General features: G+C 44.0%; 15 protein-coding genes and 1 tRNA gene. 1 reads left to right on the forward strand and 15 read right to left on the reverse strand.

Translation table 11 applies throughout. The features are described from left to right. Window positions 1–187: 187 nt before the first annotated feature. Complete coding sequence (locus JOC33_RS05180) at window positions 188–1621, forward strand: alanine/glycine:cation symporter family protein (RefSeq protein ID WP_205091385.1); 1434 nt, start codon at window positions 188–190, stop codon at window positions 1619–1621. A 64-nt stretch (window positions 1622–1685) separates the two neighbouring features. On the opposite strand, the gene JOC33_RS05185 is transcribed toward JOC33_RS05180, so the two are convergent. From JOC33_RS05185 to dnaB, 15 genes are all read right to left on the reverse strand, one after another. Further along, entirely contained in the window at window positions 1686–2528 is an 843-nt protein-coding gene (locus JOC33_RS05185) for an MBL fold metallo-hydrolase (RefSeq protein WP_205091386.1), read from the reverse strand. A 54-nt stretch (window positions 2529–2582) separates the two neighbouring features. Further along, entirely contained in the window at window positions 2583–2900 is a 318-nt protein-coding gene (locus JOC33_RS05190; protein ID WP_205091387.1) for an MGMT family protein, read from the reverse strand. A 92-nt stretch (window positions 2901–2992) separates the two neighbouring features. Next, window positions 2993–3502 carry a hypothetical protein gene (locus JOC33_RS05195; protein WP_205091388.1) on the reverse strand — a complete coding sequence of 170 codons (510 nt, stop codon included), beginning with the start codon at window positions 3500–3502 and terminating at the stop codon, window positions 2993–2995. Window positions 3503–3590: 88 nt separating this feature from the next. Continuing rightward, window positions 3591–3968 (reverse strand): hypothetical protein, encoded by a 378-nt coding sequence (locus tag JOC33_RS05200; RefSeq protein WP_205091389.1) that lies wholly within the window; start codon window positions 3966–3968, stop codon window positions 3591–3593. A 39-nt stretch (window positions 3969–4007) separates the two neighbouring features. Further along, window positions 4008–4196, reverse strand: a complete 189-nt coding sequence (locus JOC33_RS05205) for a hypothetical protein (protein ID WP_205091390.1) — start codon at window positions 4194–4196, stop codon at window positions 4008–4010. A 438-nt stretch (window positions 4197–4634) separates the two neighbouring features. Beyond that, window positions 4635–5858 (reverse strand): S1C family serine protease, encoded by a 1224-nt coding sequence (locus JOC33_RS05210; protein ID WP_205091391.1) that lies wholly within the window; start codon window positions 5856–5858, stop codon window positions 4635–4637. 66 nt (window positions 5859–5924) lie between these two features. After that, the gene (locus JOC33_RS05215; protein ID WP_205091392.1) at window positions 5925–6719 is read right to left on the reverse strand and encodes an MBL fold metallo-hydrolase; all 795 of its coding nucleotides are present in this window, start codon (window positions 6717–6719) and stop codon (window positions 5925–5927) included. A gap of 15 nt (window positions 6720–6734) precedes the next feature. Continuing rightward, window positions 6735–7652: a two-component system regulatory protein YycI gene (locus tag JOC33_RS05220; protein WP_205091393.1), complete on the reverse strand. Its 918-nt coding sequence runs from the start codon at window positions 7650–7652 to the stop codon at window positions 6735–6737. Next, window positions 7633–9000 (reverse strand): YycH family regulatory protein, encoded by a 1368-nt coding sequence (locus JOC33_RS05225; protein ID WP_205091394.1) that lies wholly within the window; start codon window positions 8998–9000, stop codon window positions 7633–7635. The genes JOC33_RS05220 and JOC33_RS05225 overlap by 20 nt, the downstream gene beginning before the upstream one ends. Then, window positions 8997–10829, reverse strand: coding sequence for a cell wall metabolism sensor histidine kinase WalK (gene walK / locus JOC33_RS05230; RefSeq protein ID WP_205091395.1), 1833 nt, complete (start codon window positions 10827–10829; stop codon window positions 8997–8999). Before walK ends, JOC33_RS05225 begins: the two co-directional genes overlap by 4 nt. A gap of 6 nt (window positions 10830–10835) precedes the next feature. Further along, window positions 10836–11540 (reverse strand): response regulator YycF, encoded by a 705-nt coding sequence (yycF, locus tag JOC33_RS05235; RefSeq protein ID WP_205091396.1) that lies wholly within the window; start codon window positions 11538–11540, stop codon window positions 10836–10838. Between the two features lie 164 nt (window positions 11541–11704). Then, on the reverse strand, window positions 11705–13129 hold the full coding sequence (locus JOC33_RS20650; protein ID WP_205091397.1) for a peptidoglycan DD-metalloendopeptidase family protein: 1425 nt from the start codon (window positions 13127–13129) through the stop codon (window positions 11705–11707). Between the two features lie 645 nt (window positions 13130–13774). Continuing rightward, window positions 13775–13847 (reverse strand) — tRNA-Phe (locus JOC33_RS05245). 467 nt (window positions 13848–14314) lie between these two features. Continuing rightward, window positions 14315–15604 (reverse strand): adenylosuccinate synthase, encoded by a 1290-nt coding sequence (locus JOC33_RS05250; RefSeq protein WP_205091398.1) that lies wholly within the window; start codon window positions 15602–15604, stop codon window positions 14315–14317. Window positions 15605–15884: 280 nt separating this feature from the next. After that, entirely contained in the window at window positions 15885–17243 is a 1359-nt protein-coding gene (gene dnaB, locus JOC33_RS05255; protein ID WP_205091399.1) for a replicative DNA helicase, read from the reverse strand. Between the last annotated feature and the right edge of the window lie 17 nt (window positions 17244–17260).

Here is a 17260-nt window from a genome sequence, read left to right on the forward strand (position 1 = left end):
TGACGTTACAAAAGGGACTCCTGTCACAGGGGTCCTTTTTTTGTGCGCTTTTTTCAGCACCTATTCATCGCTCTCCTGCCCGCATGGTAATTCTTTTTTCCTATTTCCGGAAATGTATCGCATTAGCCTATTGAAAATGGGGTAAGCAATACTAATGCTTCGTTCAACAAAAGGAAAGGAGAATACGATGGAAAACTTGCTGTCATTGATTGAAACTGGAGTAGCAGAAATATCGAACTTTTTATGGACATACTTATTAGCCGGCCTCCTGGTGGTTGGAGGAATCTTTCTTACCATACGATTGAAATTTTTCCAGTTTCGTTTCTTCGGCCACGTTTTGAACAAAACGATTGGCCAGATTTTCAAGAAAAACAGGCATGAAGGGACGATTACGCCGTTTCAGGCCTTCACATCAGCGCTAGCTTCGACCGCTGGTGCTACCAATATTGTCGGTGTACCGCTTGCAATCGCCCTCGGTGGACCTGGGGCGCTTTTCTGGATGTGGGCTGTCGCTTTACTCGGTATGGCCACACGTTATTCAGAAATTCTCCTTGGCCTGAAGTACCGTGAGAAGAATGAGGACGGTGTCTGGGTTGGCGGCCCCCAATATTACATTAAAAAGGGACTAGGCTGGGATAAAGTAGCCATCATTTTTGCGTTATGCCTCATGCTGGAAGCTTTCCCTAGCGTCATGGTCCAGACGAATTCCATTGCTACGCAAATGGAAGGTGCCTTCGGGTGGCCTACTGCCATCACTGGTATTTTTCTTACGATTATCGTAGGAGCTATCATATTTGGAGGTATTAAACGGATCGGGAAGGTAACAGACAAATTCGTTCCATTCATGGTAGTGACATATGTATTAGGCTGTTTGATTGTCATCCTTGCCAATATCACGGAGCTGCCGAATGTGTTCGCACTGATATTCCAGCATGCATTTACACCGATTTCAGCAGCCGGTGGGTTTGCCGGTGCTGCCGTCGCCCAGGCTATCCGCTGGGGTATTGCCCGTGGCCTTTATTCCAATGAAGCAGGGCTAGGCACCGGACCAATCGCTCACGCGGCTGCCCAGACAGACCATCCGAGTAAACAGGCACTATGGGGGATATTTGCCGTATTCATCGATACGATCGTCATCTGCTCTGCAACAGGGCTGGCTGTCCTTTCCTCAGGAGCATGGAGGGAAGTTGGCGCAGACAACGCTTCTTCCATGATCAGTGTTGCGTTCGGCGATATTTTCGGTGAACAGTTCGGCGGGACATTCATTGCCATATTCCTGTTATTCTTTGTGATGACAACGATCGGCGTACTTATCTTCTATGGAGAAAAACAAGCAGAATACCTTTTTGGGTTAAAAGCATCCAAATGGCTGCGAGTCGTTTATATCCTGTCGGTTTATTTAGGGGCAATCGGCGGACTGCAATTTTTATGGCAGTTCCTTGATATCCTTCTTGCTGCAGTAGTGCTTGCCAATGTCATTCCAATCCTGTTCATGAATAAAGAAATCAAAGCAATTACGGAAGATTATGTGGAACGGATTTATTATGGCAAAGGCGGCAAACCTAAAGTCCAGTTATTTTCAGATGAGTCGACAGACCATCATAAAGTCTCAAATGAATAAGTGTAACTGTAAAAAAATACCCCAGACTTGCCGGCATGAAAGCAAGTCTGGGGTATTCCTTTTTTCACGTGTCATTTTTCTTCCCATCCACGAATTTTCCATGATCGGGAATGGCTATTTTTTCAAAATCCTGGACTAACCGGCTCAAATTTTCCCTCAATTCTTCTCCTGCCATCGGATGGCCATGTCCGGTAACGGCGATATTCGGCTTTAACGCCTCCAGTTTTCTGACAGAATCCCAGGCTGCATCCCAGTCCGTTGTCAAATATCTCGGGGGTCCGCTGATTTCCATTTCCTGAGTCAGAACCTTGAAGAGATATTCTTGTTTTACGGTAATAAAGGCATCACCGGCAATCATTGTCCGATCTTTTTCCCGGAAAAGCGAAACATGGCCCTGCGTATGGCCAGGTGTATGCACCCATTGCCACTCAGGCATGTGGGGAACGCTGCCGTCATCTGGAAGCTTATAGACGTTTGATCCGAGATCAATCCCTTCATTGGGGAACATTCGTGACATTTTTGCTACCAATCCGCCCTCGACACTTGTATCAGGCTCGGGGTAATCCATTTGTCCGGTCAGAAAAGGCAGTTCCAGTTCATGGGCATACACGGGAACATTCCAATAATCGACCAGCTCCTCAACCGCTCCGACATGATCAAAATGGCCATGGGTCAAAATGATTGCTTGCGGTTTCTTACCTTCTCCATATAATTCACTGGCTGTCGCGATGATCTGTTCCGCCGACTTAGGCATCCCGGCATCGACAAGCACCCATTCATCCGGACGCACCGGGCTTCCGACAAAACACAGGTTCACCACCTGGATAGGCAGGCAATGGATATCAGGTGTTATGGGCTGTTCTAGCCCGCTTGAAACAGATGTCACAGGTATCAATCGATCTTTCATCAGGCAATCCTCCTTCGGGCATTGTTTTTAGTCTGTTCCCAGAAGGGAGGTTTATTACGCCTTCTTTTTATCCGGATGGTACTGATATGCTTTCAAATCCACCTTATTGCCCAGAACTTCAAGTCCTTCATTTTCCAGTAACAGACACTGTTCGTGGCTTGCCTCTGAATCCTTGATCGCAATCTCACCCTTGGCGTTGATGACCCTGTGCCAGGGGAGCTGGTGTTTTCTGCTCATAGTGTGAAGGACACGGACAACCTGCCTCGCTCCTCTTGGACTGCCGGCAAGCTTGGCAACCTGTCCATAGGTCATTACCCTTCCTTCCGGGATAGCGGCAATGATATCAATGACTTCTTTCGTGAATGGCTGCATGGATAAAAATCCTTCCTTGATTACTTTGTTTACATTTTACCGTGAGCTCCTGGCCGATCAAGAGTCACTGCCTTTCCGTATTCGTGCAAAGCCTAGTATACAATTGGAGAAACATCGACAGCATCAGAAGGCATTTTATGAACAGCGTAGAAGTATCCATTTTCTTCGGATACCTCTAATTCTTTTACGGCCCCATTTCCTGAGAACTTCATTTTTTGAATTGAGGAATCAAATGTTTCTCCGATCAAAATGGAGAAGACCTCTCCTGTTTCCGTTTCCATTTCAAAGCTGGAGGTAGAATAAGCAAGTTCTCCACTTTTTTCAAAATCAATGTATGGCTGGCTTCTGTTCCAACCATATCCTTTTTCGCTTTTAGCTATGTACGCTACACCTATACTTCCCGTATGATCGTAAAATACCAACGTTTCACCATCAAAGTTTTCAATAGATAAAATTGATTCAAGCTCTTCTCCCTCTTGTTTTAACCCTGTTTCGATGGCTGCTTCTTTTGTCTCGTGCCACTCTATTGTGGGTTCTTGATTGCAACCTGCAACTAAAACGGTTAGGAAAAGGCTGAGAACCACATAAACAGATTTCCCCAAACAACCCACTCCTTCTTATTAACATATCGATCATTAACAAAGCACTTATTATTTGTCTGGAAGCAAATTTCTCCTGTCATTTTTAACTTTAACTAAATTTGTTTACCAGGAAAATATCAATCATAAGGAATAAGAAACAGATAAAAGCACTCCCGTATATGTATCTTTTTTTCTCATTGCTCCACCATAGCGCCAAAGAAATAAGCGCAAAAACAATTATGCACACCTGGACTTTTTGAATCCTGTTTTGCCTTTGAAACAAGTTAAGCGCTTCTTTAGGTTCACCTGTAAACGGCCGCTCACTTACCTTCTTCCCATACCAATTATAATTAATTATTTGATGACTGGAAGTTTCCTCGATATACTCAAGCTTTTTATAACCTAATACAGGCATTTCAATAGAAAAGGCAAATAATGAACCCGCTATTACAAAAAGTAATATCTGTGCGATCGTCTTTCTTTTCAAAAAAATCCCCCTTATCCTACTTAACTTAAGTATTGAACCTTACATCAACTTTTGTTTTTCTTTTTCTTTTCCGAATAAATGATAAAAACTCATTTCAAATATGATAAAGCCTACTACAATAGCTCCTAGATATGGAAAGGGCGAATTAATTGCTAAGAGAATAAATAAACACAAAGCAAAGGTAGCTAATCCAGCACTTATCGAGTATTTAATGTAGTTATTACTCACCACTAAGTCCTCCCTTTGTATAACCTACGAACAGACCTTTATGAAGTTTCAAAAGTGAGCTTACCTGAGACTTTATTTACCATAAAACTCCTTTATCTTGATGCCTATTCTTGTCCACATGGGGAAAAAAGAATTTTCCGATTACTTACCCACAATTATCCACAGATTTATACACACAGCTTGTTGATTTTAATTTATTCACACCTATTTGCATCATATGAACAGGTTATACACAGAAGTTATACACATATACACAGGTGTGAACAGCTATTTAGTATAGGAATTGGTGTTCGCTACTATATATATGACATTTATCCTCATGTTACTCACATCTTGTGGATAATATTTGAGTTATCCCTCTGCATCAAAAAAGGTGCCTCCTGGAACCTACGCCCCTTTATCAGGGTTTTCGCGTTATTCCATGAGGACACCTCTTCTTTAAAAGTCTTCTTGTGATGCGAGCGTGACAGTCGTTTCTTGCTTTTCTCCGTTTCGGTAGAAGGTGACTTTCATTTCCTCTCCTACTTTTTTCTTCTGGTAGAGATGCTGTCTTAGCTCAATTATGTTTTTGATTGGTTCACCATCCAGGGCAACGATAACATCCAGCGGCTTGAGACCGGCTTTAGCTGCAGGTGACATCGGTTCGATATTACGGATATATACCCCGTTTTCCACATCTTCCGGCAGCTTCAATGTTTCCGTCCTGTCTGCAGATGATACATCAGACAGAGAGTATGCTTCTACACCCAGGAATGGACGGGTGATTTTCCCGTCTGCTTCTAGCTCTGCGATGATCGGCTCAGCATAGTCGATTGGAATCGCAAAACCAATGCCTTCGACCGCTGAACGAGCGATTTTCATGGAATTGATTCCAATCAGCTGCCCTTTAATATTAATCAAAGCGCCGCCGCTGTTCCCCGGGTTGATTGCCGCATCCGTCTGAATGACTTCTGCCTGCCAGTCCGGCTGTCCGTCGCCATTGAAATCCTGCGGAATCGCCCGTTGCTTTCCACTGATGATCCCTCTTGTCACAGAACCGGAAAAGCGCAGACCAAGCGGGTTCCCAATAGCTATTGCCGGCTCCCCAACCTTGAGGTTATTTGATGATCCGAGTTCAATCGCTTTGTCTACCTGATCGGAAGACATCTCCAACACAGCAAGGTCAGTAAACAGGTCGCTTCCGACAATTTTCGCTTTTACGCGGGTTTCATCAGCTAACACGACTTCTACTTCATCTGCTCCCTGAATTACGTGATGATTGGTCACCACATAGGCTGTGTCTCCGTCGATTTTATAAATGACGCCTGAGCCTGTCCCTGCTTCCCCTGTCTCCTCCCCTTGGAGGAAGCCGCTCCGTGTCTGCAGGTTTACTACCCCGACAACGGTCGGGGCTACTTCTTCCACCACTTCAGTGATTTGTGTGGTCACGTTCACTTTGACATTTTCTGTCGATCCTGTTAGATTCTCCCCTTCTTCTACAAGGCCAGTATCATCCTCCGGTATCGTCATATCATAAGGAAGTAAATTGGATTGTATCAAAGCGGGCAATGCTAATAATATTAATACCGCTCCTAAAATAATACCGATGATTGTCGGCATTACCCAGCTTTTTCTTTTTTTCTGCTGCCGGGTGTGTGGCGAATGATCGTCATAATACCCCATCGTCCTCAACCATTCCTTTCCTGCTTATTTGTTTTCCTCCTATATATTTTTCCTAAATAGGAATATCTAAACAACATATAAGGCTGTCGGCTGCTTCGGATCCGTATCGTGGAGTTCAAGCCGGCGGCCAACTTCATACCCGTGTTCCGTCAGCACGTTACTGACAGACATGCGGGCAAGATCCTTCATATTGTTATCTTGACTTAAATGGGCCAAATAAATACGCTTTGTTCGGTCAGTAATGATATCGGTCAAGGCAAGGGCACAATCCTCGTTGGAAACATGACCACTGTCCCCGAGGATTCTCCGCTTGATATTCCATGGATAACGCCCCATCCGCAGCATGCTGACGTCATGATTCGATTCGAAAATGTAGGCGTCGGCATCTTCGACCGTTTTTTTGATCCGCTCGGAGACATAACCCAGATCCGTGACAAGTGACACCTTTTTTCCATCGTGACGAAAGGAATAGAACATAGGATCGGCAGCGTCATGGGAAACGCCGAAGGATTCAATATCCAAATCGCCGAATTTACGAGCTTCCTCCATGCCGAAATGGAATTTTTGATCGATGGAAAGTTTTCCAAGGTAGCCCTCCATCGCTTTCCATGTCTTTTCGTTGGCGTAGATCGGCAGGTTATATTTCCGGGCGATGATGCCGAGCCCCTTTATATGATCGCTGTGTTCATGGGTGACAAGTATCTTGGTCAGTTCTTTCGGATTCACCCCAATTTCCTTAAACCCCTGGTCCAGTCTTTTGCCGCTCAAGCCGGCATCGACCAGTATCTTTTCTTGTTCCGTTTCTATATAAAATGCGTTCCCCGTGCTGCCGGAAGCAAGCACACTAAAACGTAAGGTCATCGATCGACCCTCCATCTATTCATTGTTATCATTATTTTGCTGCTCTTCAGCAGACTGTTCCTCTCCATTCGTGCCTTCTGGCTGGTTGGTAATCGGAGTGGTGACCCCGATTGTTTTTAATGCATCCACGACAAATTCATCTTCAGCAATTTCCACGACTGTCCCTTCCCGGGCATTGACGAAATGATCTTCTTCTCCGTTAACAGTAACTTTCCATGTAGGGGCAAATACCTGAACACCAGAGTCTTCTCCTGGTTCTGGCTGGATCTTAGAATGGTATCCGATTTTCATATCGGTAACTTTGTCTCCAGATGTGATATAACCAGTATCATAAAGTTGATAGACCGCCTGAATCGGTGGTATCGAAAGCTCTTTTTCCTTATCGATGTTGATATTCCCAAGCCTTGTCTGGTAGTAACCCGTAATGGCCCCATCCTCGACAATGTACATCAATAACCCGCTTTCATTATAATAAATGGTTTTATCGTTACTCTTTTGGAAAAAAAGAATCACGTTTAAATCTTTGTTCCAGCCCCAGTAGGAATACTGGTCACTGTAAATCGTGACATCTTCCACCTTATCGAGTACTTCTTCACCTGAAGCGCCTTTTTCAATTGGAACGGCTTCATCAAACTGGACATAAAGCAGATTATCTGTCACGAATTCAGGGGTGATCCCTTTAAAACCTTTGATTGCTTTCATATCTTCCTGAGAGAAGTCAGCCCTGCGCCCATTCATCAACGACACTTCCGGACTTGTTTCGGGGACAGACGAATAGTCGATATCCTCTAAATCAAGCTGTTCTTTGATCGTTGTATTATCATTTGCACTTTGGACATCCACTTCAATTTTACCGAGGAACTGCCCGAGCAGAAAGAGATCAAGGACAAGGAAACTCAGGATGAAAATTGTTTTAATTTGACCCCATTGCATCCTTATCCCCCCTTTGCTCCTGTGGTAATTCTCCCTGATTTGTATCTATATGGGTCCATTTCCCATTTTGGAGGGCAAACCAGGCAGGCTTAAGCATATAGACATCATCATATGCATTCTCAAGTGGTACAAGCCGATACCCGATCCTGATATCTTGTATCTGACTTATAGGAATAGAAATGCCCCGCTCCAACATGGCAATGATTGCCTGACCGGATTCCAAAGTGACATTCATCGCTCCGTCTTCGTCTGAAGTATTGTATTCCCGGTCAATGAAACGTAAGGGACGTTCATACATGTAAACCTGATCACTTTGATAAGCCACATTTATGGTCGTAAGATCGCTCTTATTTAAAATCGGAACCCCTTTATAAGAAAGTCGGTAAGTGACCTGCTGTTTGGCCTGATCTGATATATCATACAAGTGATAGCTTCCTGTCCAGCCCTCATGGTCATTGACAAAGTTGAGGCTGGTATTCAGCAGTTCAAAGGGTTCCATCTGCACTTCAGTCGAAGGTGCATTGATATCAATATAAGAAATGCTGTTCGCATCCGGGGCGATGGTCAATTCCTTATAAGCGGCCGAATAACGGACAGTCCCGTCTTCCCGTTCGTTCCTGATGACCTCATCCGGGTTCAGCAGGACATTAATCAACGGAATGACATCAATCCGGCTGACGGAAATATTGTGCTTTTTCATGGTAACCTGATTTTTCGGAATGAATATTCTATCCGTTTTCCCTTGGTTAAATAGAAGAAGCTCTGTCTTGTTATTGAATGTGTATAACTGTTCTTCTAATTCCTGATATACGCTCGTCGACTGGATTTCTGCCCGTACACCTGTGTTTGTATCTTCGGAAAGGAATAACACTTCTTCAATTTTATTGTTGTCCTGGTCAAGAATGAAGAATATCCGTTTAAACCCGCCAATCGGGATACTGATGGACTCATCTTCATTGACATTGAAGATACTGGTAATCACCTTATTCGGCAATTCCACAGGAAAAGCCACTTCTGTCATTAAGGCTTCATCAGGGTATTGGTCCATATCAACCGTTTCAAAATCAAATAGGGTCCAATTGTGAAATTGATTATAAAAGTTTTGCACATCCAGCTGGTTAGAAAAGGTATAATGGCCGCGCGCATTATGAAAAATAACATCGCTTGGCGCAACTATATCGGTCATTTTTGAGGTGGTTCCGCCAATTTTTGTTTCTTCGACAATATTATCACCTGTTTCTTCCAGCTCCTCAAGCTCCGGCTGAAAATTCCATAAAGCCACGGTGAGGAACAGGCTGAAAGCAATAAGAATGATTAAAATAATCGACTTCAATGTTTCGAAATTCATTTGCCACCCCTCCGCTTCTTCTTCATGAGAGGAAGTGTGAAGATAACCGTCGTACCATGGTGCTCCTTGCTTTCTGCCCAGATTTCTCCGTGATGCGCCTCAATCATATCCCGGGCGATGGCAAGGCCGAGTCCGGTTCCGCCAAGTTTTCTTGTCCGGGCTTTATCGACCCGATAGAACCGGTCAAAGATTTTGTCGACTTTTTCAGCAGGGATTCCCATGCCTTCATCGGACACGCTTACCTGCAGCTTGTTTCTGACTTTTTGGACACGGAAGCGGATGGTTCCACCCTCTGGGGAGTATTTGATCGCATTCGAAATGATATTGTCCATAACCTGGGTGACTTTGTCCTTATCAATCCAGACATAAATTTCTTCACGAGGCAATTGGCGTTCGAATACGATATCTTCTGCTTTATTCATTTCAAAACGGTCGATGACATGGTGATAAAATTCAATGAATTCGATACGTTCTTTAAGCAAGTCATAGCCCTGATTATCCATTTTTGTCAATTGGAGCAAATCGTTGACCAGACGGATCATCCGCTCGGTCTCATTTTGGGTAACCTCTAAGAAACGTGGGGCAATTTCTTTGTCCTGCCATGCCCCTTCTGCCAATGCTTCTATATAACTGCGCATGGTCGTAAGCGGTGTACGAAGTTCATGAGAAACGTTCGACACGAATTCGCGCCGTTCCCTTTCGACTTTTTCCTGCTCCGTGACGTCGCTGATTACGGTAATGAAACCATTCATATGCTGGTATTCATCGAGTACAAACGAAAAATTTGCCTTCAGTACAAGGTATTGGTCATCCGTACTCATATCAATCAGCATGGAGCCGGCGTCCTGGACCTCTGAAATATCAGAAATCTGATCATTGATATTCAACACATCAATCAAGGATTGCCCCTGGACCTCTTCAAACGGCTGGCCAATCAGTTTGGAAGCAGGAGTATTCATCAAGGTGATTGCTCCAAGCCTGTCCGTCGCAATGACCCCATCAGACATGTTGGAAAGAACTGAGCTGAGCTTGCGCCGTTCCCCTTCCGTCGTCGCCTGGGCTAATTGGAGTTTTTCGTTGAGGTCGTTAAAAGTCACAGCCAGTTGCCCGATTTCATCGGTTCCATAGACATTGACCTTCTGGGAAAAGTCGCCGGTCGCCATCACTTTCGCCTGTCGCCGCATCTCTGTAATCGGTTTTGTGATTGTCCTCGCTACCAGGATACCGAGAAGCGCCGTGATGGTAATTGATAAAGCTGTACCTTTAGCAAAAATACCATTGATTTCACGCAGCTGCTGATAAATTTCATCCATCTGGGCTTCTAAATAAATAGCCCCGACAACGGAATTATCAGGTGCTTTGATGGGAAAAGTCTTTTTTAGAACACGATCGCCGTCATCCATTACTTCCTGTTCGTTTGTATCGCCAAGCAGTAACGTACTCTGGATATTCCGTTCATTCGTCTTCTTGCCGACGTCATCCTGTTCATTGATATGCTGTCCATAAGCCGCCAGAATCCTGCTGTTATTATCAACGACCAGAATTTTGGAAATGTCACCATCACGGCTGTCAAAATCACTCAGGATGCTTTGAACGGCTGACTCCAGGGAGGGGTCGTCCTCCCCGCGTTCTTCCTGGAATGCCTGTTCCAGGCTGTACTTCAGCCATTTGATGCGGTCATCAATGGAACTTATAAAGTTTTCCTTCAGGTTGCTCTCTAAATTATTAACAAAATAAACTCCAATGACCTGGATACCCAGCAATAAAAGCAGGATATAAACCAGGATGAGTTTCAACCGCACCGATTGGAAAAAACCAACTTTCTTCATACAACACTACTCCTGCTCTGGATTGCGTAAATAGTACCCTACGCCACGGCGTGTGACGATCCATGTTGGATTACTTGGACTCTCCTCAATTTTTTCACGTAATCTTCTTACTGTGACATCGACTGTACGTACGTCTCCGTAGTAATCATAGCCCCAGACAGTTTCCAATAGATGCTCACGGGTCATCACTTGACCGATGTGGCGTGCCAGGTAATGAAGCAGCTCAAATTCACGATGGGTCAGCTCTATGTAATCCCCATCACGCGTTACTGTATAAGCATCTGGATGGATGACTAGACGGCCAACCTTGATGTCTTTCGTCTGGGTTGCACTATCTTCCGGCTCCTGAAAGCGGCGGCGTAAATTCGCTTTTACCCGGGCAATCAGTTCGCGGTTATTGAACGGTTTGGTAACGTAATCATCAGCCCCAAGTTCAAGACCAAGTACTTTGTCGATTTCCGAATCCTTGGCAGTGAGCATAATAATCGGCATATTATGGGTCTTGCGTACTTCCCGGCAAACCTCATTCCCATCCTTATTCGGGAGCATGATATCGAGCAGTATCAAATCCGGGTCCTCCTGATTCGTAAGCTCAATCGCTTCGTCTCCATCATAAGCACAGACAACCGTATATCCCTCTTTCTCCAGATTGAATTTCAATATATCTGCAATTGGTTTCTCATCATCAACAACTAATATTTTCTGACTCATTCCATTCACTTCCCTTTTAATATCCTTTTTTTATATACGCTTTTAGTTCATTCTAACTTATTTTTTCCTAAATGTCTTTTTTAGCCATATAAGTGACAGATTTTCCACAAAAATTACTAAAATACCGCGCTGCCAATAATGGAGCGCGGTATAAAAAATTATATTTAATTAGAAACATAATTCAAGGGGTTCTTGACGCTGCCATTTTTATGGACTTCAAAATGGAGATGCATCCCGGTTGAATTACCGGTGGACCCCATCACGCCGATCTTCTCTCCTGCCTTCACTACTTCCCCATCTTCGACACTAACGGAAGCCAGATGGAAATAATACGTTTCATAACCATTGTTATGATCGATGACAACTCTATTTCCATATTCTCCATCATTATAGCTAACCTCGGAAACAACCCCGTTGTCAGCAGCTTTGATTGTACGATCACTCACACCGGAAATATCAATCCCCTTGTGCATGCGTCCCCAGCGCTGTCCCATTTCACTTGTAATGATGCCGCCGACAGCAGGCCAGACAAACGAACCATCGCCACGGGAAGGTTTTTGCTTAGTCCCTTTAAGAATGATTTCTTCCACCGGGTCTTCGATGATCGTTTCTTCGATAATTTTCGTTTCTTTTTCTTCTCCATTTACAATCGTCTTCGTATAGCGGATTTCTTTTTTGCCATCGGAGCCCTCTTGCTTTACTTCTGACTCCCCGATGTAAAGTTCGTCTGTTTCGACTACTTTTTTATCGTGCTCGATTGTTTCTTCTCTCATTCCCTCTTTTTCGACAATGACGTCAACATACGGACCTTTTTGTTCTACTTTCACTTCCTGATCCGCTTCAAGCTTATTACCAAGAGATAGAGTACTGTTCAAAAGCATGAAGTCCTCAGCTGAAAGGTTGTAAAAATTGCTGATTTCCTCGAGGGTCTCCCCCTCTTTTACTTTGTGAATGAATTCTTCTTTGTCTCCTGTTTTCAATACTTCCACAGCTTCTTCAATCTTCATTACCTGTTCCGGTTTAATTCGAGCTTCCGAATAAGAAACTTTTTCTGATAAATTAATATCGGTAACGACTGAGTCCCCTGGTTTCATATCTTTTTTCTCATTTGTGTTTGAAACCAGCTCTATCTGGGTAGATTTATCAGTGTACTCGGTTTTAAGCTCTTGAAGGGCTGTTTCTGCAGCCTTTTTAGTCGGAAGGTAAGCAACAGTTTCACCATTTACTTGAAGTGCTGTTGTTTTCACTTCTATGGCGACCTCCTGTTTGATCTCTTCAAGAACTTTCTTGTTGTCGTATTCTGGTGTAAATGCCTGCTCAGTTACATAAGTGACTTTTTTAGATGGAGCAAGTTGGTAATCTTCAAACTTCTCTTGTTTTTCGGAGATCTTTCTATCAATGTAATCCTGTATTACGCTTTTATCTTTCACCGTTCCTATGTATTCGCCGTCCACATAGACATGGGAAACCGTAATGATATTCTCCTCAGCGTAAACTGACCCGATCATCACTCCAAAACTTAACAGTGTAGCAAGTGCCAACTTGGTCATGAACACACTTCTATTCCGTATAGTATTTAATTCCCTCACTCAAAAGTCCTCCTAAAATTCTTACAGTCGATCTATGGTTTTCTTTGTCTATTTTTCGTCCAGTTAACAATCTACCATAGGAAAAGTCCCTTCGAAATAGGGTACAACAAGATGTAACACACTTATAATAAGCGTGGTAAAAACCGGTAGAACTTCCAGTAACGATAAAGATTTTTAATGTATAAAAACTCTTTTTGTGTAAGTTTACCCTGGTTATTTTTGTCATGTTTTGCAAAACTGTTACAAGGTTTGTCGAAAGAGGGATTATCCAGATTTTGGGGCGTTAGGGGAAAGATTCTCATTCATCGCTTGCCGGCGGATGCTTGTCGCGGGCACGACCTCAGCTAACTTGGTCAAGAAGATCGCTTGACCAAGTGGATCTTCGGCTCGCGCTGTTCCCGCAGGCGTCACCGCCTCTCGCTCATCATGGAGTCAATCATGATAAAACAGTATGTTGTTACAAATTTCAGAAGTAGGCAATCAAAAAATCAGGTAAAAACCCACTTTTTTTGGTGGAAAAATATAAGCTTTGTCATCTTAAGGAAGAGTGTTATAAACCAGGCTAAAATCAAGGAGTTATTCAAAACAATGAATTTAAATAAACCAAAAAAGCTGCCGAGAAATTTCTCGACAGCTTTCTTAGAGTGGCTTGGGACGGAATCGAACCGCCGACACACGGATTTTCAGTCCGTTGCTCTACCGACTGAGCTACCAAGCCATATAGTAATTATTCTATTGATTGTTTCACCTTGTTGTACGCCTCGCAAAGCCGGCACGGATGTTTTCAAATTGTAATAAGCCGTAATTTTAGCGACAACGTGGTTAAGCATACCATAAACTTAAAAGAGAGCGCAATAGATTCTAAAGATTCTTCTGTTAGTTAAAGAGAAGTAATAGGAATTGATACGTAGTCTTCATCGACGCTTAGAAAACAACATATTTCCGCTTCAGAAAAAACAGGTTGAAACTGAAAAAGCATGCTGAAAGAACCGTAGACTCCGTGGAAACAGCACGATTGGAAGAAAGCGGTCTTGCTTGAGCCTTGTTCACGGACAGCGTAGGATATTGATGAAGCAGTAATGGTGATTCAATGAAAAAAGAAACCCGAATATTCTTCGGGTTTCTTTGAATAAAAGATTATTGCCTCAGACTCGAAAGGACTGTGTGGAAGCCCATTTTTCTATATTAGTCACTGTAAACGCTACGCACAATATTTGTTTGGGAACGGTCCGGTCCTACAGAGAAAATGGACAGCGGAATTCCAGTTAACTGAGAAATCCTCTCCACATAGTGGCGCGCATTCGGAGGCAATTCATGAAGGCTTTTCACTCCAGTAATATCCTCCGTCCAGCCAGGCATTTCCTCGTAAACAGGTTCACATTCTGCAAGTATCTTCAGGCTTGCTGGGAATTCCTCCATGATTTCTCCGCGATACTTATAAGCTGTACAGATTTTCAACGTTTTTATTCCTGTAAGGACGTCGATAGAGTTCAAAGACAGGTCGGTCAATCCACTGACACGGCGGGCATGGCGGACAACTACGCTGTCGAACCAGCCGACACGACGAGGGCGTCCGGTGGTCGTACCATATTCTCTGCCTACTTCACGGATCTGGTCTCCGGTTTCATCATTAAGTTCGGTTGGAAATGGCCCGTCTCCGACACGTGTCGTATATGCCTTGGACACACCAACGACATGCTTGATTTTAGATGGTCCAACTCCAGAGCCGATAGTAACTCCGCCTGCAATCGGGTTAGAAGAAGTGACGAACGGATAAGTGCCCTGGTCGATATCGAGCATAACGCCTTGAGCTCCTTCGAACAGCACTCGTCGTCCTTCATCGAGATTATCGTTTAACACAACAGATGTATCGCATACGTATCGCTTAATCTGCTGGCCATATTCATAGTACTCTTCTAAAATATCGTCTACATTCATTGCCTCTGTATCATATAGCCTCTCAAAATAGCGATTCTTCTCGGCCAGATTGGTCTCCAGCTTTTCACGGAAAGTCTCTTTGTCCATTAAGTCGGCGATACGAATACCGACTCTCGCAGCCTTGTCCATATATGCTGGACCGATTCCTTTTTTCGTCGTGCCGATTTTGTTTGCACCTTTTTCTTCTTCCTGTAAAGCGTCAAGCTTCAGGTGGTATGGAAGAATGACGTGGGCACGATTGCTGATGCGGAGATTATTTGTAGAAACACCTTTATCATGCAGGTATTCCAATTCCTCGATCAGCGCTTTCGGGTCGATGACCATTCCATTTCCAAGCACGCAAATTTTATCTTCAAAGAATATTCCTGATGGGATCAAATGCAGTTTATACGTCACACCGTCAAATTTTATCGTATGGCCGGCGTTGTTGCCTCCTTGATACCTGGCAACCACCTCAGCGTTTTGTGATAAAAAGTCTGTAATTTTACCTTTTCCTTCGTCGCCCCATTGGGTTCCGACAACTACTACTGAAGACATAAGGCACCTCCGCCACAATATTTTAATCTTTAACTTATTTATTGTCAGATACTTTGTAAGTTTATCAATTGTAGCTCCATCCGTCAATGTAATTGCCGAACAATAAAATTTTATTTCATACATTTGTTCGGGATTACAAGAGCATAGTCCGGGATTCAGAAACTCATTCCGTCTTTTTGGCCTGAATTAAGTAATAAAACATGGGGGAACTCTCCATATCGGCGGGCGATATGCGAAAAGGTAAGCATTTGCTAGATTGCTAGCTTATGCTTACCTTTGTTCATGCTGGTGGTATATCGCTTTCCTGGTAACGATGGTCGAGGTCGACGAATTTGTTGTACTGTTTTACGAAAGCAAGTTCTACGGTTCCGACCGGGCCGTTACGCTGCTTAGCCAGGATGATTTCTATATTATTATTTTCGGATTCTTGCTCATAATAGTCTTCCCGGTACAGAAAGCCGACGATATCGGCATCCTGCTCGATACTTCCTGATTCACGCAGATCGGACATCATTGGACGTTTGTCCTGTCGTGACTCTACACCACGGGAAAGCTGAGATAATGCAATGAGCGGAACGTTGAGTTCCCGAGCCAGACCTTTCAGTGACCGGGAAATCTCTGATACCTCCTGCTGCCTGTTTTCCTTCGAATTTGCGCTTCCTTGAATGAGCTGTAAGTAGTCGATTAAAATCATGCCAAGGCCATGCTCCTGTTTCAATCGTCGGCACTTGGAACGAATGTCACTTACCCGGATGCCCGGTGTATCATCGATATAGATACCTGCATTCGATAAGCTTCCCATCGCCATCGTCAATTTTCCCCAGTCTTCCGCTTCAAGGCTTCCGGTCCTGAGCTTCTGAGCATCGATATTCCCTTCCGCACAAAGCATACGGGAAACAAGCTGGTCCGCTCCCATCTCGAGACTGAAGATAGCGACATTTTCTTCGGTATTGATGGCTACGTTTTGGGCGATATTCAGGGCAAAGGCTGTCTTACCCATGGAAGGACGGGCAGCGATGATGATCAGGTCGTTCCGCTGGAAGCCAGATGTGATCCGGTCCAGATCCCTGTAGCCGGTCGGGATTCCTGTCACGCCTTCCGTGTTGTTATGGAGTTGTTCAATGTTGTCATAAACATCAATCAGGACGTCCTTAATATTCTTGAAAGCACCTGAATTCTTTCGCTGGGAAACATCGAGGATGCTTTTCTCCGCATCGTTTAATACACCATCCACATCTTCTTCCTCTGAGAAGCTTGAGGTGACAATATTGGTCGCTGTTTTGATCAATCGGCGCAAAATTGCTTTTTCATCGACAATACTTGCGTAATATTCAATATTAGCTGCAGTCGGAACGGAATTTGCGAGGTCACTTAAGTAAGACACGCCGCCTACTTCTTCCAGTACTTTTGCATTGGAAAGTGCAGTTGTGACAGTGACGAGGTCAATCGGCTCCCCTTTATCGGCGAGCCTTAGCATCACCTCGAAAATCCGTTGATGGCCGGCACGGTAAAAATCGTCTGACATCAATTTCTCTGAGGCACTGGACATCGCTTCCGGCTCTAAAAAAATCGCACCGAGAACCGCTTGTTCTGCCTCAATATTATGAGGCGGAGTGCGATCGTTCCAAAATTCACTCACAGGAATTTCCCCCTAGA

Origin of the sequence: Thalassobacillus pellis (assembly GCF_016908295.1) — a bacterium.
GTDB lineage: Bacteria > Bacillota > Bacilli > Bacillales > Halobacillaceae > Thalassobacillus > Thalassobacillus pellis.